The sequence below is a fragment of the Methylobacterium sp. Leaf123 genome, assembly GCF_001423405.1.
Classification (GTDB): domain Bacteria; phylum Pseudomonadota; class Alphaproteobacteria; order Rhizobiales; family Beijerinckiaceae; genus Methylobacterium.
Map to the genome: position 1 here is coordinate 184,388 of NZ_LMNS01000037.1, position 18,475 is coordinate 202,862.

15 protein-coding genes and 1 pseudogene are annotated in these 18,475 nt (G+C 64.7%); 7 read left to right on the forward strand and 9 right to left on the reverse strand.

Going from position 1 to position 18,475, the window contains the following annotated elements; genetic code table 11:
- The first annotated feature begins 7 nt into the window (after positions 1-7).
- The 3 genes from ASF53_RS19575 (at position 8) to ASF53_RS19585 (ending at position 2,558) form a co-directional block, all read left to right on the forward strand.
- Positions 8-919, forward strand: coding sequence for a GNAT family N-acetyltransferase (locus ASF53_RS19575; protein ID WP_156635689.1), 912 nt, complete (start codon positions 8-10; stop codon positions 917-919).
- Complete coding sequence (locus tag ASF53_RS19580) at positions 916-1,158, forward strand: hypothetical protein (RefSeq protein ID WP_056202520.1); 243 nt, start codon at positions 916-918, stop codon at positions 1,156-1,158. Before ASF53_RS19575 ends, ASF53_RS19580 begins: the two co-directional genes overlap by 4 nt.
- A 731-nt stretch (positions 1,159-1,889) precedes the next feature.
- Positions 1,890-2,558 (forward strand): hypothetical protein, encoded by a 669-nt coding sequence (locus tag ASF53_RS19585; protein WP_056202523.1) that lies wholly within the window; start codon positions 1,890-1,892, stop codon positions 2,556-2,558.
- A 261-nt stretch (positions 2,559-2,819) separates the two neighbouring features.
- Here the strand turns inward: ASF53_RS19585 and ASF53_RS19590 are convergent, their stop codons facing one another.
- The 3 genes from ASF53_RS19590 to ASF53_RS19595 all read right to left on the reverse strand — a co-directional run bounded on the left by ASF53_RS19590 (position 2,820) and on the right by ASF53_RS19595 (position 5,560).
- On the reverse strand, positions 2,820-3,314 hold the full coding sequence (locus ASF53_RS19590; RefSeq protein ID WP_056202526.1) for a hypothetical protein: 495 nt from the start codon (positions 3,312-3,314) through the stop codon (positions 2,820-2,822).
- A gap of 529 nt (positions 3,315-3,843) precedes the next feature.
- Positions 3,844-5,040 carry a DGQHR domain-containing protein gene (locus ASF53_RS25290; RefSeq protein WP_082482853.1) on the reverse strand — a complete coding sequence of 399 codons (1,197 nt, stop codon included), beginning with the start codon at positions 5,038-5,040 and terminating at the stop codon, positions 3,844-3,846.
- 1 nt (position 5,041) lies between these two features.
- Entirely contained in the window at positions 5,042-5,560 is a 519-nt protein-coding gene (locus tag ASF53_RS19595; protein ID WP_156635691.1) for a hypothetical protein, read from the reverse strand.
- 241 nt (positions 5,561-5,801) lie between these two features.
- Here ASF53_RS19595 and ASF53_RS19600 point away from each other — a divergent pair, with 241 nt between their 5' ends.
- The 3 genes from ASF53_RS19600 (at position 5,802) to ASF53_RS19610 (ending at position 9,914) form a co-directional block, all read left to right on the forward strand.
- Positions 5,802-7,736 (forward strand): ATP-binding protein, encoded by a 1,935-nt coding sequence (locus tag ASF53_RS19600; RefSeq protein WP_286134560.1) that lies wholly within the window; start codon positions 5,802-5,804, stop codon positions 7,734-7,736.
- Positions 7,737-7,934: 198 nt separating this feature from the next.
- Positions 7,935-8,381 (forward strand): hypothetical protein, encoded by a 447-nt coding sequence (locus ASF53_RS19605; protein WP_056202532.1) that lies wholly within the window; start codon positions 7,935-7,937, stop codon positions 8,379-8,381.
- Positions 8,382-8,657: 276 nt separating this feature from the next.
- Positions 8,658-9,914, forward strand: a complete 1,257-nt coding sequence (locus ASF53_RS19610; RefSeq protein ID WP_056202537.1) for an AIPR family protein — start codon at positions 8,658-8,660, stop codon at positions 9,912-9,914.
- Between the two features lie 38 nt (positions 9,915-9,952).
- On the opposite strand, the gene ASF53_RS19615 is transcribed toward ASF53_RS19610, so the two are convergent.
- From ASF53_RS19615 to dndB, 5 genes are read right to left on the reverse strand one after another with little or no spacing between them, the layout of a single operon-like run.
- The gene (locus ASF53_RS19615) at positions 9,953-11,134 is read right to left on the reverse strand and encodes a cysteine desulfurase family protein (protein ID WP_286134563.1); all 1,182 of its coding nucleotides are present in this window, start codon (positions 11,132-11,134) and stop codon (positions 9,953-9,955) included.
- Positions 11,131-11,457 carry a DNA sulfur modification protein DndE gene (gene dndE / locus ASF53_RS19620; protein ID WP_286134564.1) on the reverse strand — a complete coding sequence of 109 codons (327 nt, stop codon included), beginning with the start codon at positions 11,455-11,457 and terminating at the stop codon, positions 11,131-11,133. The genes ASF53_RS19615 and dndE overlap by 4 nt, the downstream gene beginning before the upstream one ends.
- Positions 11,458-11,491: 34 nt before the next feature.
- Positions 11,492-13,498 (reverse strand): DNA sulfur modification protein DndD, encoded by a 2,007-nt coding sequence (gene dndD / locus ASF53_RS19625; RefSeq protein ID WP_056202542.1) that lies wholly within the window; start codon positions 13,496-13,498, stop codon positions 11,492-11,494.
- Positions 13,495-14,991, reverse strand: coding sequence for a DNA phosphorothioation system sulfurtransferase DndC (gene dndC, locus ASF53_RS19630; RefSeq protein ID WP_082482857.1), 1,497 nt, complete (start codon positions 14,989-14,991; stop codon positions 13,495-13,497). The genes dndD and dndC overlap by 4 nt, the downstream gene beginning before the upstream one ends.
- Position 14,992: 1 nt before the next feature.
- Positions 14,993-16,099, reverse strand: coding sequence for a DNA sulfur modification protein DndB (gene dndB / locus ASF53_RS19635; protein WP_056202544.1), 1,107 nt, complete (start codon positions 16,097-16,099; stop codon positions 14,993-14,995).
- A 994-nt stretch (positions 16,100-17,093) separates the two neighbouring features.
- Between dndB and ASF53_RS25955 the strand changes: the two genes are divergently transcribed.
- Positions 17,094-17,435, forward strand: a complete 342-nt coding sequence (locus ASF53_RS25955) for a hypothetical protein (protein WP_156635693.1) — start codon at positions 17,094-17,096, stop codon at positions 17,433-17,435.
- A 952-nt stretch (positions 17,436-18,387) separates the two neighbouring features.
- On the opposite strand, the pseudogene ASF53_RS25960 reads toward ASF53_RS25955, so the two are convergent.
- Positions 18,388-18,475 (reverse strand): annotated as a pseudogene (locus ASF53_RS25960) (IS5/IS1182 family transposase); the annotation flags it as partial.

The window sequence follows — 18,475 nt, forward strand, 5'->3', positions numbered from 1 at the left end:
GGCGTGAATGTCGCTGAAGAAGGCGGGAGCATCCATGGTGGTATGCCCCCGCTTGAGCGAGCCTGGTACCCTGAAGCGCTACCCGAGTCGACGCATGGCCAACATTCCATCAGGTTCCATACCGGTCGCAGACCGCGACATGTTTCGGGACAGCGAGACGATGAGCGTGACCATCCCTGTCACGGAGGAGTTCATCGATTGGTGGGACCGACATTTTCTCCAACCTCACAAACTCACCCCGCAGGCAGTCGCGGACATCCTTCTGCGCGACTTGAAATTTGACGAAAAGGTCACGTTCTATCGTTGCGACATGTCCGATGCCCGCAACTTCGTCCAAGTATCGATCGAGGGCTCAGTTGATTCCTACTGTGTCTACATGGCCGGCCATTCGTTCCATGTAACCCAGGTCCCGAAGAGGGAGGTGCAAGACCGCCACATCGAGATCGACCTAGTCAACGTCAAGCCGGAGTACCAAGGTCAGGGTATAAGCGCCGCCGTGATGGCCAACACCTACGACCTCGCCGGCGCTCTTGGCATGACTGTCATGACCGTCGAGGCATATCTCGAAGGAGGGCCCTACGCGTGGCCGAGCTACGGCTTCATACCGCTGCTCGAATACTGGCCTGTCATACAAGCCAAGATGGAGGACAAGCTGCTTGAGCTTGGCTCACAGGTGCCCCCGGATATCCGTCAGCGGTTGGAGCCGGTTCTGTCGGCCACCGAACCACGGGCGATCTTCGCGCTTCTTGACGAGGATCTGCTGGTGAAGAGCCGAGGGGCTGACGGGACGATCCGAAGGGTCACGTTGGCGAGGGCCTTGCTGGCCGATACCGACCAGCGGTGGTATGGTGTGCTCGACTTGGAGGATTCAGCTTCCAAGAGCCTGTTTTTCGAATGCATCGCGAGGAACGAGAGATGAGCGAGATCAGGACGCGCGACGATCTTAGGGCGAAGGCGCTCGGCTTTGGCATGGTGGACGCCGCAAGCGGCGACGTTGATGCGATGAAGAGGCGCCCGGTGACGAAGAACGCCATGTCGCACCGTGTCGGCGCGAACGCCATGCGGGAGCTCGGCATCGGGGACGACCAGATCTTAGCCAAGTACGGCTATCTGCCGGAACCGCTGGACGAGAAGGCTACGCGGCGCCCTGCCGCTTGACGGGTTAGGGCTGCCCCGGCTCCGGTCTTCGCCGCATGGCGACGTCATGCACATGGTCGAGCGTCGCGTGTCGGCCAGCACCGGCCCAACGCGGTCGCCTCTAACCCGTGCCCTGTGAATGGCCGGTCCTCGTGGCGACGGCGTGAACCGATCGGGCCGCGAGAGGACGTAGGCCTGCACGACCCGGTCCACGTCGTCGAGTAGCCAGGCGTACCTTCGGGCGTCCCGCGTCCTGAATTCCTCGATGGCATCCCGGAACAGGCGCCAATCCCGGTCGGGACGGCCTGAAGACCCCGGGATGCCATTGACGAGGCGCGGCACCGGACCGAACCGTCGAACGCCCACATGTTCACCAGGTAGGGCGACACGCCTGCGACGGCTGAGAATTGGTCCAGGTGTGGCTTCGGGAAACCCTGCTTGGTCGCCCGGGCGCCGGATAGGGGCACGAACAGGCGGCCCTGCAGTGCGACCACGAACCCGGCGCCCGTGGCCGGAATGCGGCTCTTGTCGATCATGCCCGTCTCCGTCGTGACGACGTCGGACTACCATGGGGACACGTGTCGAGGACCGCGTAAGGCAGATGTCTGGCGCGGCCGCCTGGACCGCCATCGTCGACCGGGCCATAGTCGTTCCCCCGGTCGGCGGGTGTGGGGATTTCGCCCGGGGGGCATGCGATGACCAGGGCGGGGCCGGACAGGGACGCCGGACGGGTCGATGCGGTCCGTGAGCGCATGGCGAGGCCGTCCCGGCGCAAGGTCCGGACGAAGGACTTCGAGTTCTTCAAGGACCACGCCCGCGCCACGTTCGAGCGTCTTGCTGCCGACGACCCGAGGAACGGGTTCTTCGATGCCGTGTACTCGCTCCGCGTGACGCCCGGCGGCGCGATGGGCGGCCTGGACCGGCGTCTCGTCGAGGTGTTCTACGGCAACCGTCCTATCGAGGCGGTTGAGGAATTCGTCTCGCGCGAGGGGCGAGAGCCCCGGTTGCAGGAACGATTCCTGGCCGAGCACGGCGCGTGCCTGTTCTACCAGCGCATGGACAGCGGCGTGGTGATGGTCGGCCTGCGCCCGGCAGGCTCGGAGGGGTTCCGGCGACGGGAACAGATGATCCTGCTGGAATGGGTGCGCGCGCCCGACGTGCTGCGGCGGAGGGCGGCGCCGGAACGGCACTGGCGGGCGTTCATGTCATACATGGAGTGCACCAGCCTGGAGGGCGAGCCAACCTTCGTCGACCGTGCGCGGGTGTGGTGGCTGCTGTTCATGCGGCCCACGGTCGTGGGCGGGACTTACGTCACGGCGCTGTGCTGGCTGGCCGGGGCCACGGTGGCCCGGTACGCGCTGACCGTCGGCCTGAGCGGGTTCCTGCTGGCCATCGTGCAGTGGCTGCTGGCCCCGGCCTAGCCGGGCCGGGGGGCGCCAGCAGCGCCCTCCCGTGTAGGGCGATTGTCAGGAAACCGTCGGGAAACCGTCGGGCCCTGGCCCTCCACCCTACGCGTTCCGGGTTGTCGGGCTAGAAACCGGCTGGTTCTAACCCATTGATTTCCACCGATCCCGGTTCAACCCGATCCGTTCCGATGCGGTCCCGTCCCTTTGAGAGAGGGCTAACCTCCGGGAAACCTCCGGGAAGTTTTTTGGCCGTTTCCATGTGCTCCGACCGGTACCTTAGCCGGCTCGCGCAGAGCCTTCCAGATACCAGCGGCGTCCCTCGCAGCGGACCAATCCGGCAGCCCGCAGGACGGCCTTGGCGGCCTCCTCGGCCCCCGATCTGATGCCGCGCCCCTGAACCACCTTCGACATCTCGTGACCGGAAAGGCCGTCGCCCCCTGCCTCCCTCAAGGCGCTGAGAACCGCCTGCATCGCCTCCGCCGCCCGGGTGCCTGCCGGTTGCTGTGCACTGGGTCGAGTTCTTGCATCTCGCTCCGCCACTTCCTCCACGCGCCTACCCAGGCCATCAATCGCCACGACCAAGTCCGCGATCGACGGCGCAGGCTTGGTCGGTGATGCTGCTTCGGAGACCTTCCGGGCCGCAACCGAAATGCCTCGGGCCGCAAGGAAGCTCTCGGCTGCCTCGGTGTAGGCGTCGCTGGTGAAGCGGTACCCACCGTCGAGTGTGGCCTGCTCCATCGCCCGGTGCACATCGGGCGGGATGTAGATCATCACCTTCCGCTTGCTGGCTGGCGCCGGCTCCGAACTCGTATTGCTGCTCGACCGAGGCATGCCGTCCAGCCCGCTGCACCGACAGCAAGCTGTCTCGCAGGCTTACCGTTAAAGCCGCGTCACCGCACGGACTGCGAACGGTACGACGCGACAGCACCAGCATGACAGCTTGCTGTCTCACTGGTGCTCGACCCGATATTCCCAAAGCAAGCTGTCATGCTGTCGGTGCATCCGTACCGTCAGGTTTCGGATGGCAGCCTCTCGCGGAGAAGCTTACCTCCACGGCTCCCGCTCGTCTGAAAGGCGCGCCGCGGCTCGGCTCCCCCGTAGACCACCACGCCCGCTTCCTCCGTGGTCACATGACAGAGCTTGGCGGAACGTGCCACGATTAAGCGGCATCCCCGGAGCGGACACGTTGCAGGCGGGGACGTAGACGTAGGCGACCTCGCCTGCAGCGCGGCACTACGCCGCTATTTATCACGCCGTACAAGGCGAATTACTTCTTCCCATCTAAACTAGAACAGCGTGCTCATAAAGCTAAGGCCGTCAAGATCGCGTTGCGTATCGCGCTTCTGCCGCTGCCAGAAGCACTTCGAAATTCATCCTTCGAAAAATCGAGATCTTCTGCCGGACTTAATATTTCGACGAAATAGACTTTTGATTTTGGTATCGCAAAGTCCCTCTGCGAAACTAATTTGCGCAGCACATCGAACAAAGCTTGGAGTCCAACCGTCTTAGTAATGAATGATCTGTCGTTTGCTCGGCTCCAAAAAATGTCCTGACAAGCATCAAGAAAATACAGCGTTGTATTGTATATTGAAAAATCGTCAGAATTTAAATAGTATGAGCGCATAGGTGACCTGTCTATTGCTCCTTTAGAAAGAACGCGACGCTTTTTGGTAAAAGATGCGAGAATGGCGTTCGCATCACGCTTGGGATTAGAGGAGTACAGCCGCATCAGTCCTTCGACCACGACGGCGGTCGAGACATGCCAGCCTACGCCGCGCGTGAGCTGGTCCAGGTCAGGCCCCCGTTTCGGCGCAACCATTATGCGACCATTGAGGGGGGAATTGTCCTGCACATTGAAGCGGCGCGCTAGAAACACTGCCAACTTCTCCGGTGTCCAACTCTCCGGCGCTTCGTCGGACACGTTGTACCCGAACAGCTCGTAGGTCAGGCTCTTGTCGACGCGTTTCTGCGTCGAGTTGATGGTGGCGAACAATTGTGCTTGGAAGGGCTTCGGCAAATCGAAGTAAATCGAGCACAGGAGGGGCATGTCGCGATGCGGCGCAGCAGCCTCCTTCGCGAAGGCGAACAGACGATGTTGGCCATCAACGACCGCAGCCATCCTCCCTTTGGCCGGAATACGGATTGTCCAGTCCCCATTAGGGTCCTGTCCGATCTGCCAACCATCGGTTGGAGCCATTTGCCGTTCTTCCTCGGGATCCTCCCCATCATCGACCGGGTCGACTGCAAGGATCAAGGCATTCGGAAATGCCGTATCCGACCGCGCGATGTAGTCGGCGATCTGTGAGAGCCGCTTGTCCTGCGTGAAACGCTGATTCCCTTCGAGCCGGTACCCATCCCCGAACACCTCGGCGTGTGCGGCATGGCTATAGCAAGCCTCCAACAGGACGCATGCCGGGATCACGGCTACGTAGAAGATTCCGAGCGGCTGCTTCACTTGCAGCGCCTTGAATGTGAGCGGAAATCCAACGGACGTCATCTCAATGCACCCCTGCGCTCGGGTCGCCGCTCAACTTGGCGTTCGGATTACCGCCGACAGCGCTATCGACGTTTTCGAAGAAAATTCGTGCATCAGCGTTGGCGATGACCCAGAACCACATCGTGAAACCGAACAGACCAGCGAGCATCGCAAAGCGTAACGTGTCGACCCGCATTGCACCTAAGGTCAGCACAGTCGAGGAGGCAATTATAATGCATAAAAGCAGCAAAGCTGAGATCGTCAGCCGTGTCTCGCCGCGGTGTTCGAGAACGACCTGCACAAAAGTCACTCCGGTAACGGCAGGGAAAAATGTGACAAGGGCAGCGTGAATGCTTTCGGCATCGTGCTTCGGCTGATCATTGGCATACAGCAACAATTCGAGCCAGATGGCCCATCCTCCGAACAGCACGTTTAGAAGAAAACCCAAGCAGAACGTGGAACTTTGCCAGGGTTCGCAGCTCCGCCGCAAGATCTCCCGCCCCAAGCCGGGAAGCCCGCTTCCCCTGTAGTGCCCAGTCACACCCTGCCTCCCAGATCGTCGATCAGACGAACGGCCGCCGCGGTCGAACGGTTATCGTGCCGGGGCCTGTGCATTTGCCTGCCACGGCCACGCTTTTGTGTCGAGATGTGCTACCTCAGGATGCGCACGGCGAGCGCATCGTGTTGCCCAGGGTCGACACATCTCGCCTCCATCGTCAGGTGCGTGTGCCGCAGAATGGTCTGATCCATTCTTTTCGACAGACGGATGTCACGTCCCGCGAATGCCACGTCCTGTGTTGCGAGGGCGATGCCCTCGCCGACGTCCAACAGCGGACGTCACAGAGCCTGGAGGAACCGACATGACTGACACTTCGACGTTCACCCCCCCCTCGGATCCGGCCGTAGAACCGGAACGTTTCGCCCCTCGCTGGGCGCCGGATGCGCCGCGTGGCGGTCGCGCCGTCCTGACGCGGGTGCTCAAGGATTCCGCGGCGGTGCCCCTCTTCCTTGGGCAAACCTTCGTTCAGTCGCTGCGTGACGTGGGGTACGACAGCACGACGTCCGCGCTCTGCGAGCACGTCGACAACTCTATCGGGGCGGGCGCATCCGAGGTTCGGATCTACTTCCGGCAGGCGGGCAGGCGCGGCGCCCAACAGACAGACGTCCTCGTCTACGATGACGGCCCCGGCATGGCGCCCGCCGTGCTGCAGGTCGCGACCTCCTTCGGCGGGTCCATGTCGTACGGCAGCCGCGAGGGTATCGGGCGCTTCGGCATGGGTATGAAGACGGCCGCGCTGTCGCTCACCCCCGCCGTCGAGATCTACTCGTGGCAGGAGCGCCGCGCCTTCTATCGGATGATCCTCGACACCAACGCGATCGGACGGGACAAAGCCAACCTTATCACCCTGCCGGATCCGGAGTTCATGGCCGAGCTGCCCGCAGAGGTCGGGGAGTTCTTCGTCCAGCCGATGGGCTTCCCCAAGAACCGTTCCGAGCAAGACCTACTCGGGGACACCGATGACGCGGGCGAAGCGGTGGGGCCGTCCGGGACGATCATCTACATGCCGGACTGCGACCGGCTCAGCTACGCCACCGCGAAGACGCTCGTCGAGCACTGCGTGAAGGAGATGGCTCGCGTCTATCGACGGCACATCGCCGGGGGCTTGAAACTCTGGGTGAACAACCGTCCCGTCGAGGCGATCGACCCGACCTTCTCCATGCCGAACGCCCGCCACGCGGCGATCGACGGGCTCAAGACCCGCACCAGCCGGCTGGTCGCCGCCAAGAAGATCGCGATCGAGCGCGGCGGTGCGCACAAGCCGGTCGAGATCACGGTCAAGCTGTTCGCGCTGCCGATCGAGGAGTGGTCCGACCTGCCCCGTAAGGTGCAGAAGAATGACCTTGGCGTGTTCAGCGGCCATAACATCTCGGTGCTGCGCAACGACCGCGAGGTTTTCGCCGGCTTCCTTTCCGAGATCGTGCGTCGTCACGGCGACGCCAACTGGTTCCGGATCGAGGTCGACTTCACCGGCGAGCTCGACGAGGCGTTCGGCGTCGCGGCGAACAAGCAGGGGGTCCGCCTCAAGAGCTACGTGGTCGACGCCATCGTCAAGGAGATCGGCGACGACGTCAGCAGTGTCCGCGAGGAGATCAAGCGGGTGCAGACCAAACGGTCGATCGCGAAGCGGCCGGACGTCCCGAGCGCCAGCGAGACGCGGGCGACGGAGGCGGACGCGTTCCAGCCGGACGCGCTGGACGCAGAGCTCACCGAGACCCAGCGCCAGCAGATGGACGAGAACCTGCGGGGGCTCGCCGTCGTCCTGAAGCGCGAGGGCGAGGCCGACGAGGCGGCGTTCGAGCGCGTCAAGCAGTCGAAGTACCTCATCGGCTACCGGCACGACGAGTATTGGCCGTTCTACCACGTCGAGAACAAGTTCGGGCGCATCATCCTTACGATCAACACCGCGCACCCGTTCTACGCCGAGCTGTACGAGCCGCTGATGCGGGTCGCCACGCCGGAAACGGGCGACGGCGAGACGGGCGAGCCCGTGGCCTCGCCCGCGCCCAACGGTCCCAGCGTCGTCCTGGAACTGATGCTGTTCTCCCTCGCCCGGGCGCAAAGCGTCCTGGGACGGGAGAGCCCCGATGCCGCCAAGCTGTTCGACACGCTCCGGCGCAAGTGGAGCGAGGCGTTCCGCATCCAGCTGACGCACTGAATCCTAAGCGGCGCCTGGACCTTTAACCCGCTTCGGGCGTAACCTGTTTTCGACACGCGAACGACGGCGGCGACCGCGCGGAACCGATCGGGCACAACGTCCCGCCGTTTCCAATACGGACCCACCGCCACCGTCGCGACCGTGTCGATCCCCTACCGACAGCCACAGCGGCTCTCGGACAGATCGAGGAATACGACCATGCATACCGATGATGTTCGGTGGACGGAGTACGTTCGCCTCCAGCGTCGCCTCCACGTGCATCACCGCGCCGACGATCGCGCCGCCGGTTACGAGAAGGCCCTGGACGCTCTCCTGACGACCGACGGGCGAGCCGCGGGCCTCCCCCGATCGGAGGAGGTCACCAGGGTCCGCGCAGCGATTGAGCGCAATGAGCGCCGTCGTCGCTCCCTGTTGCAGCGCGAGGCGCACGTCCTGCACGACCAGGTCCGCGTTCACGCTGACGTCGTGCCGACTGCCGCTCTCCACGCCCGGATCGAGCTGGGGCGGATCCTACGCATCGCGAAGCCGTCCGAGGTCGCGCTGATCGTCCGGCTCGCCCGCGGCGGGGATACGGCCGTCGACCCCACGGGCCGTGCGGCCTTCCGCAAGCGGCTGGAGCGGTTCCGAAAGCGCCTCGCCGCCTAGCCGTCGCACCCTCGCCGGCATGCCCATCCCGTCGGTACCCAATGCGGCGCCGGCGGGAGTGGCCGGGGATCGATCCCCTTTGGGAATGGTACGCGATAACCGCCCATGGCATCTTTAGGTATCGAGGCACGAATCGCCTTGACGCCCCAGATGATTCAAGAAATCGTGTCGCTTTCACGGCTGTGGGAGCCGCCGTCCGGACCCCCTCGCGGGGTCCGATGGGGGACTGCATGGGCAGGACCGAGCGCCTCGACCCGTAATTGAGGACGGAGACGCATGGTCATGATCTTTAACGAGCCCATCACCCTCACGTTCCCCCACGCGAAGGACGACTTCAAGCGGATTGAGGTTGGGGATGCGCGAGGCAGGTACGAGATCTACCGCATCAGCCCGGTGGTCGCGCACTGGCCCGCCGGCCAGGTCCCAGACGACGTCAATCCGCGGTCCCACAAGCCCGAGAGCCTGAACGGCAAGATCGCGGGCGACATCGAGCGGACGCTCCGCGACAGCCCGGAGGATTTCTGGCTCGCCAATCGCGGGGGGTTCCTCCTCGCCGAGAAGGTCGACTTCAATCCCAAGACGTCGATGCTTACCATCCGCCTGACGGACTCGAAGCTGCATGGTTTGGCCGACGGCGCGACCACGAACGCGGTGATCGAGAAGCTGTTGGCCCTTGTCGGGGTCCCGGGCGAGGAGAAGCTCGGGGCGGCCCTCGCGAAGGCCCGTTTCAACCTCGACGTCGTGGTCGGCCTGACCGATCACGAACGGATCGGCAAGCTCGTGCAAGGCCGGAACAGGAGCGTCCAGGTCAAGGAATGGTCGCTCGCCGACTTCCGCGGTGGCTTCGACTGGTTGAAGGACACGGTCGATCGTCACGGCGGTCCGCTTCGGAACCGCATCGGCTGGGAGGAGAACTCCGGCCGTTCCGTGTCCGTGCTAGACCTGATCAGCCTCCTCACCCTCTTCCATCCCAGCTTCGAGGGCTCGAACCGCAGGCGGGCGCCGACGGCGGCCTTTTCGAGCAAGGGCACGGCAGACAAGCGGCTGCTCGACGACCGTATGCAAGCGGGCTTCATGGCCCTTTCCCCGGTGCTCGAAGATATCGTGGAATTCCACGACCACGTGAACTGCAACTTCGATAAGGCGTATGCGGAGTACAATAAGCGCGACAATAAGAAGGGCTACGGGCTCGGCAAGAGGAAGGGCGTCGAACCTCGCCCAGAGGAGCTGCCTTTCACCGGCGTCATGTGCGAGTATCGTTACGATAAAGGTTTAATCTTCCCGTTGTTGGCTGCGCATCGCTGCCTGTTGTCGTTCGAGGGCGGGACGGCGTCGTGGCGGTCGCCGCCTGGCGAGTTCTTCGACGCGTACGGCCACGAGCTCGTTGGAAGGCTCTTCGACGAGTACCAGAAGCTGAGGAACAACCCGGCCGCCGTCGGCAAGAACGCCTCGGTCTACGAGACGCTCTACGAGAAGGCGCAGAACCTGTTCATGACCCGGCTGGCGCCCATGACCGCGACCGCGGCCGAGTGAGGCTCCGAGCCCCCCGAGGGGGGCACGCCGATGGCCCCTCAGACGGCGTGGCTGGTGTCTCGGAGCGCACCCACGGCGTCAACGATGGCGTCGACGGCGAGGTGGATGTCCGCCTCGACCGTGAAGCGGCCCGGCGACAGCCTGAATGCGGCCCGGGCCCGTGCGCCGTCGCCGAACATGCCGACAAGGACGTGGGAGGTCTCGACCCGCGTGCTGCCGCAGGCGCTCGACGCGGAGAACGTGAGGCGATCTCCCACCTGCCGCATCAGCGCGTAGGGATCGACCCCCGCGATCGATAGGGAGACGTTGCTCGGGAGGCGATCCGTCTCGGGGCCATTGACCATGACGCCGTCGAGCTCGGCGCGCAGCCGCCGGACGAGGACCTGGCCAAGCCCCCTCAAGCGTTCAGCCTCGGCCACGCGGGTCTCGGCCGCAAGCCTGAAGGCCTCGCCCATGCCGACGATGAGCGCGGTGGGCAGCGTGCCCGGGCGAAGCCCGCGCTCCTGGCCGCCGCCGTACATGATCGGGGCGATCCTCACGCGGGGACGGCGGGACCTGACGTAGAGGGCGCCGATCCCCTTGGGCCCGTAGGCCTTGTGCGCAGACAGGCTCGCGAGATGGATGCCGTCCCGCTCGATGTCGAGCGCCGCGTAGGCTGCGACCTGCGCTAGGTCGCTGTGGAAGGTCACGCCGCGTTCCGCGCAGATCGCGCCGATGCGGCGGATGGGTTGAAGGGTCCCGACCTCGTTGTTGGCAGCCATGATCGAGACGAGGGCGGTGTCCGGCCGGATCGCCGCGACCACCGCGTCCGGCGAGACGAAGCCGCGCTCGTCGACGTCCAGGACATCGACCCGCCATCCCTCGCGCTCAAGCGCCCTTACCGGTCCCAGTACGGCCGCGTGCTCGGTCTGCGTCGTCACCAAGTGTCGCTTATCGACCGCCGCCTTGGCCACGCCGAGGATCGCCAGGTTGTTGGCCTCCGTGCAGCTGCCGGTGAAGACGATCTCGTTCGGCCGGGCGCCGATCGCCGCCGCCACCCGCTCTCTCGCGCGCTCTACGGCCGCGGCGGCGATCGACCCCTCGGTGGTCTCGACGCTCGATGGGTTGCCGAAGGTCTCGGTAACGTACGGCGCCATGGCGACGGCGACCTTGGGGTCGACCGGGGTCGTGGCGTTGTGGTCGAGGTAAACGCGCTCCCTACCGTCGACGACGATCCTCACGCGATCGCCTCCGGCACGAGCCTCAGGACGTCAAGGGGCGACTTGACCCGGACGGACAGGGTTCCCACCCCACGGTGGATGTGGGCGCGCAGGAGCCCCAGGAGGGCGCCGTCGTCGAGTTCGCGTCCGGGAACGATTCCCTCCTCGACGAACCTCAGCATGCCGGCGAACAGAGCACCGTACTCCCCGGTCAGGGTGTAGGCGTTGAATTCCGAGCCATCCTCGTCCGGGGTCGGGACGTCGCGCACCGATCCCTGTTCGAGGGACAGCATCAGGGCTGCGCGGCAGAGGAGGTTCGGCGTGAGGCCCGTACGCTGGCGCAAGGCCCTGAGCTTGGAAGCCGCTTCCCCGGAGATCCTAAGCTTGCTGTAATGCACGGTCGCCTCCCGCGTCCGAATCGTGGCCGAAGAAGCCCGGCACGGCCCGTGTCCTGCCCTCGTCGTACTCCAGCGTGTAGGTGTGGGACACGGAGCCCGAGAGTTCACGCGCGAGCTTCCCGTCAACCTCGGTGTCGGTCGACAGCAGGACCACCTGGTGGCTCGCCTCGGGGAAGTAGTGGCGCACGAGGTTGCGCCGGTGCTCGCTGTCGAGGCGGCCGAGGGGCGTATCGACGATCATGGGCAGGGGGCGGCCACTGGTTCGCGCGAGGGCCCAAAGCATGGCGATGGCGTAGATCTGCTTCTCGCCCGCCGAGAGCTGGCTTTTGGGAATCTGCAGGCCGGTCGCGTCCACGAGGGTCGCCGCGAACGTGGCCGGATTGATCCGCACGGCGGCGACGAGGCTCTTCTTGCGCGCCAGGCGGTTGAAGCAACCGGTGAACTCTCGCTCCAACCGGGCCAGCTTTTGCTGGAGGAGACGTTCCTCGTAGACGGCTAGGGCTTTGGCCGTCCGCGCGGCCAGTTCCGCCCTGTCGGCCGCCTTCCCCCCCTCCATGTCTGCGTCGAGGATGCCCTTCCGCTCGCGCGCGAGCGAGGCGAGGCGCCCCCGGGCGAGATCGAGTTCGGATCTACGGGTCCGCAGCTGTGCCTCGGTCGCGCCGACCTTCTGCTCGGCCAGCCCGAGCTCCTCCAGGAGCAGGCCGGCCGCCGCGTTATCGGCGCGGGCCAGCGCCCGTTCCGCGTCCGCCAGCCGCTCGGATGCCGCCTCCATCTCGCCCGCCAAAGCGCAGGCACGGGGCCGGGCGAGCGCATCGACCTCCTTCAGGCGGTCCAAGGCCGCCCTCCCGTCCCCCACTTCCTTGAAGGCGGCCGCTGCATCGCCGCCGTCCCCGCCGGCCCACGCCGCGAGGAACGCGTCCAGGTCCGTCCAGTGCCCGGCGCCCCACTTCGCCCCGCGCTCCGGCGCCTCCGCCTCCCGCCAGGTCGCGAGCGCGGTCGCCAGCGCGCGGGCCGCCGGCCCACGATCCGTCCCCGAGCCGGCGTCCGCCAAGGCGCGGGCGAACGCGTCGACGAGACGGGGCGCCATGGCGAAGGGCAGCAGGCCGTTGGCCATGGCCTTCAGCCTGTGCTCACAATCGGCGACCTGACGCCTCGCCTCGTCGCGTTGGCTCTCGATCTGTGCGCGGCGAGCCGCCTCGTCGCCGCCTTCGGAGACGAAGCGGATGCGGATCCGCTCCGCCGCCCGGCCTTGGGAGTCCCTGGCGGTCGTCAGCTCGGCCACTTCCTCGGCCAGGACCGAGGCCTTGGCGCCGACCTCGGCGATCTCCCGGTCGCAAGTTTGGAGTCTTGAGATGGCGTCGCTCGCCCCGGTCCGACCGTGCCGCGCGACGAGGAGCCCAAGGTCCTCGCGTAACCGGCCGACGAGCTCGATGCCAAGGAGGCCCCGCACGGCCTCGGCGAGCTGGCCGTCGTCGTAGTCGTCCGCCTCGGCGATCTCCTGGATCTTCTCGCCGTCGAAGAAAAAAAGCTGCGAGACGCCCGGCGGCACGAGCTCCTGAAGGAACTGGTGCCACTCCTCGCGCGGCACGGACGAGACCGGCCCACCGTCCTTCTCGATCTGCAGGTGCTCCGTGAGCGACCTCCCGCGGACCACCCAACCGCGCCCGACGTGGTAGCGGTGAACCACGCCCGCCTCGGCGTAGTCGAACTCGATTTCGACCCGCGCGGAGGTGGCCCCGTGGCCACGATGGATACGGCCGGCGAGGTACTCCTCGTAGTCGCTCTGCGAAACCCGCGTCCCGAGCGCACGCCGCCCGTACAGCGCGAGGCGGACCGCCTCTAGGAACGTCGTCTTGCCCGCGCCGTTGCACCCCCCGATCAGGACGATGGGCGCGCCTTGCCCGTCTGCCCGGCGAGGGGTCAGGTCGATGACGTTCTCCCCGGCGTAGAGGCCGAAATCGTGCAGCCTGACCGTACGCAGCATCATGACGCGGTATCCTGTGCCGTCTCGAACGGCAGCATCGGGGCGTGGTCCTCGCGCTCCGGCTTGCCCGGGGTGATAGGCGGGATCCCCGCCGCGACGAGATTACGCCGGCGCTCCTCGACGACCTCGTCGAGGGGGCGCCATTCGCGACGGAACACCTCCTCGATGCGCGCGTGCACGGCCGTGCGGCGCTTCAGGCCGTGGGACGCCCGCTCAACGTCGAGGAGCTGCATCACGAGGTCAACCGGCACGCCGTGCTCGCCGCAGACCTCCTCCAGGAGCGCCCCCGCCTCGGCGCCGAGGGCCACCTCGTCTTCGGCGACCCATTCGAGGCCCCGGCCGAGCACGCGCGTCACGATTGAGGGCACGCTATCGGCCCAGTCCCCCCGCTCCGTCCGCCACAACCTCCGGATCTCATGGAGCTCGGCATCGTGGATCAGGACCGTTTCCTCCCCGGGAGGGGCGGCCGCCTGCAACTCCAGCTGCGTCCGCAGGAGCCGTTCGAGGAGGTTCTTGCAGAAATCCAGCTTGTAGGGGCCAGGCGTCGGGCGGTCGGTGTCGTTGATGAACGTCACCTGCCCAGACCTGCGCTTGAAGTCCCGGTACAGGAGCTTTTTCTCCGGGGCCTGGGTCTCCGCCAGGAGGTCGCGGAAGTCGAGGAGTGGCTGCATCCACTCCTCGCCGGCGTCGATCATGGCCTCCATGGACTTGTCGCGCTGGACCACGGTGCACACCCAGCAGCCGAAGCGGGAGTTGCCGCACGAGGGCGTGGTGGTGTCAACGACGAGCGGGCACTCGCCGCCGGACGCGTTGCGGTACATCTGCGACAATTGCCGGTTGTCGTTGCCCCAGGGAGAGGCGTTCTGCAGCAGATAGGCCCAGACGTCGTCCGTAGTGAGAGACTCGATGGGAGCGTAGACGAACGCATTCAAGAGGGACGAATGCCGGGACAGGGGACTGTTCTTGATCCGGTGTAGGCTCATAACCTGCGCACGCGTCGCACTCTCGCCCGTGCGGACGCCCAGCACCATGATCACCTCGCCGAACTCGGCGACGCGCTTGCGGATGAATGCGTTGGCGGGCTCAATCTTAAGCCGCTCGGTGCACCACCGAAAACGACGGGAGGGGGCCGGGTAGCCCCGACCGATCAGGTTGACCCAGAAGCTGCGATCGATCTCGGGGGAGACCTTGTGCGTGGTCACCGGCAAGGATTGCCGAACGGCCGCGTTCGCGATGCGCTCCAATGTCTCGTCGATGTACTTCGAGATCACCGGCGTCTCGACGAGCGTGTCGGAACTGATGACGTAGACGGGCTTGCGCCGCTGGTCGGCTGGTAGGCCTAGGAGCGCCGTCCACACCATTTGGAGGGTGCAGGTCGAGTCCTTGCCGCCAGAAAATCCGATCACCCAGGGGCGTGCGTCCGCCAAGTAGACGGACCGGATCTCGTCGAGGCGCGCGGCGAGCGCAGCCTTGCTCAGCGTGAGGTTCGAGGACATCTCAGCTCGCTATCCGATAACCGTTGGACGGCGCGTAAAGGTCTTCGATACGCCGCGCCTCGGCCGACAGCGGAACGCCGAGGGCCTTCGAGATGACATTGCCGACAAGCACGACGTTCGTCCGGGACCGATTGACCTTGCCGGCCACGAGCGCGCGCCCGTCCCAGAGCTTCCGATTCGCACGGGACCAATCGATCGTGCGCAGCCCCCGGAGACGCCCCTCCCAGCCTTCGCGGTGCTCGGCCAGCAGCCGGTTGCCGCTGGCCGCGATCGCCTGCATGGCCACACCGTGGGCGTGGACGTAGTCCCGGCGCAATTCTGCCGAGGAAACCTCGCGCGTGCCGACGCGCTTCCAGTCGGGCATGTTGTCGATAACCGCCGTCCAGAAACAGATGGCGAGGCTCCGATCGTCGTCGTCGATCGATCCCTTTCGGGTCTTACCGACAACCTCTGCGGTCGCTTGATGGATGCTGCTGAGGGTGAACAGCTTCAACGACCTGTTGGAGATGCTGGAACTGTTCATGCACGTGAAGTCGCGGAACAGGGGGACTGAATCGACGACGTGCCGCGCCAAGCCTGCGAGGGCGTTACGGTGGTCATAGAGAAGCTTGATCGACCGGGTGGGCCGAACGGCATGAATGTTAAGGTCGGCGAACATCTGCTGGCAACGCTGCAACCCCCGGTCGGCAAACACGACGACGGAAATGGTCTCGTCCCCGATGAGCGGACGCTCACGCAGGGCCTCCTCGATCGCAGCGCGACGATGCTGGCCATCGTTAATCAGGATGGTAGCGCTCATCGAGATCCGCAGCCGTCCCACGCCGCGTAGGTGCCCCTCGGCGGAAGCGGGTTCGAAGGCGATCTCGCCATCGACCGACGCGCACAGGGCGGACAGGATGTACTCGGTCGGGTTGCGGGTGATGTAGCTGGCAATCTCCGGCACGCGTGCCCGGTTCAAGGTTCGCTGTGCGCGGAGCTCGCTCGGCATCGACTCATCGTCGAACTTGAACAGGGTCGGAACCACCTTCAGCGGCACCATGATGACGTAGTATGCCGTCCCGGCCTGAACGCCGCGGATCGCCGTGAAATCCAGGCTGTTGTCGCTCACGATCGCCCCGTGGAAGTGTTTCGAATCGTCGTGGAAGTGAGCTTGCGACGATTGGAAGTGAGTGTATCGCCTTCCAAACCGTTTTGAACCGGCCATGCAACGATCGTCGTCCTTACGCACAGGGCTTTCGAATCGATCAGTCCTGCCATCCGGGCATAGCTTGGCAGCTCCATTCAAAGGGGTATAGATCGGGCTGTCGCCGCCGAAACATGATGATGGTGTGGGCGACATGCCGCCGCACGACCCCAGCCCAGGGCTCTCAAGCGGGGCGTTCCCGCGCTGCCGCATTGGCAGGCGTGGGTTTGGCCGGAGAAAGGCGTCTGGGCCGGTTCGTTCAGCGACCCGCACCCCATCCAAGCGGCCGGCGGGCGCGGGGGCGTCGATTCGACTTTTCCGGCCATGTGCTGTCTTGGGGTCTCACGAATGAGCGACACCCAGGCCCAGGATGCCCAATTTCGCATACAACCGTAGACTGGGAACGACCCACGCAGCTGGCGAGCTCGCGCTGGAGGAAGGACTGTTCGAAGGCCCATGGGAATGTCTCGGTTGTGATGTCGCCCTGTATCCTGTCGCCGCCGACGGAAAGCGGATCTACCAGAGGGCGGCATACTTTCGATCGGAGGACCCTCACGGTCCAGACTGTGGCGGGGACGAACCCGACGCGGGACGCGCTCGCCGTCATCGTAGGGGAGTACACGCGGCGGACGCGCCAAATCGCTTGCGACTTATTGGAGATCATGCACCCGCGGGAGACAATGGCAGACGCCACGCCACCCTGAGAGAGTTGGGAGGCGCCGCCGCCGATAGAGAGGAGCCCGACCGGGCGCGGGATGTCGTCGCAAGCGCGTTGCACCGTATCGCCTCCTTTCACCTTCTATGTGGCAAAGAAGGGGAGGCTTTTGCGCTCGATATCCCCGGCTGTACCGAAACAACGTACGGGACATGTATCGAGGAACTGAGAAGCTGCTCCGTGCCTAGGCGGAGGCCGTACAAGGTGTGGTGGACGGAGATTGCGCGAGACGGTCACTTCTTCGGTGAAGATCACATCGACATATGCTTATTTCCTGGTCGTTGGGCAATCACTGAAACAGGCCGGTATTATACGGATCGCAAGTACGTCGCCCGCTTTAATATCACCGATTGGCCCGAGCGAAGGCAGAGAGGTTTCGCAAATGAAGCGGTGCGAGCAAGTATGCGAGCTCTTCAACTGTTCCAGGAAGGTTCCAGAAACAGGATCATCATCTACTTCGTGGCATCGACGCTCGACAATGACCTCATGTCGTTTCAAGTGACCGACGCTCGCCTTGCCTGTTTTCTCGAAAGGGATGCGGATTGAGATCGTCTGCGACGATTACGGCGAGTTCCGCCACCATTTGTCTTGACCATTTTTGGAAAAGCCCGACAGACGCTGGAGCCGACTCGATGCACTCACCCCGTAAGTTTAAGGACAAGTCAATGTCGCCATCAGTGGCGAGGCGTCTGAATTCAAGTATGGCGATACCGGCTCGGGCGCAATCGGCGCACTGCTCGATTTCCCAAGGTGTGCGTGAAAAGTTGTCGTCGTGACATAGGCTGCGCCAGGCTTCGCCGCGACGGATGTAGACAGTGACGAGATCGGCGGGGCCGTGCGACGAAGCTCGTTCGGAGTTCCACCATTCACAGAGCCTCTCGACGGCAGTACCATTTTGTACGTCTTGGCATACTTGCCGTAGGACGTGATCCGGAACGCTCAGCATGGCTCCTCCGTACGGCGTCGATTGGACTCCAGTCTAGCGATTCGCCCCCCTGAGCGGGAGGGGCGTCGGCGCGTCCCGAAGCCTCTGTTGCGAGGTCGGCCCAAAGGTGGCCGAGAGAGATTGCAACAGGCTATCCGGTCCGTGGCAGCATACCGCGCGTTCGCATCGTCTGCCGCGCCCTTTATGCCTCTCCTCCGTGTTCTCATGCCCGGCAAACTGCGATGGACAGTCAGCAGCCGACCCCGCCACAACGATCGCGGCCTCAGGCTGATCATCGCTTAACCGGCTGGTTCAGGCCTTGGCGGGGTGCACACGATGGTGGTACACATGAAACTCGGAAACGGGCGCCGCGAGCCCCGTTTCCCTAGGGAAAAGCTGAGTTGGGGTACAGTCCCCCCCTCTCCGCCATTCAGTTTTTACCAGCAATCACAATGACTTAGCTTGGCACCGATGCGGTGCTTTGTAGTTGGATTGTGGTTGTGGATTTGTAGCAGAGGCCGCGAGCGGGCGCTCTGGCTCAGCGTCCTGAGGTCTGAGAGTCCGTCCGATAAGTCATGATGCTCGCCCGAGCCTTCGGACGAGGATCATGACGGCGGCGGCGTAGAGGAAGGCCTGGGCCGAGGCGAGGGTCGCCTCCGGG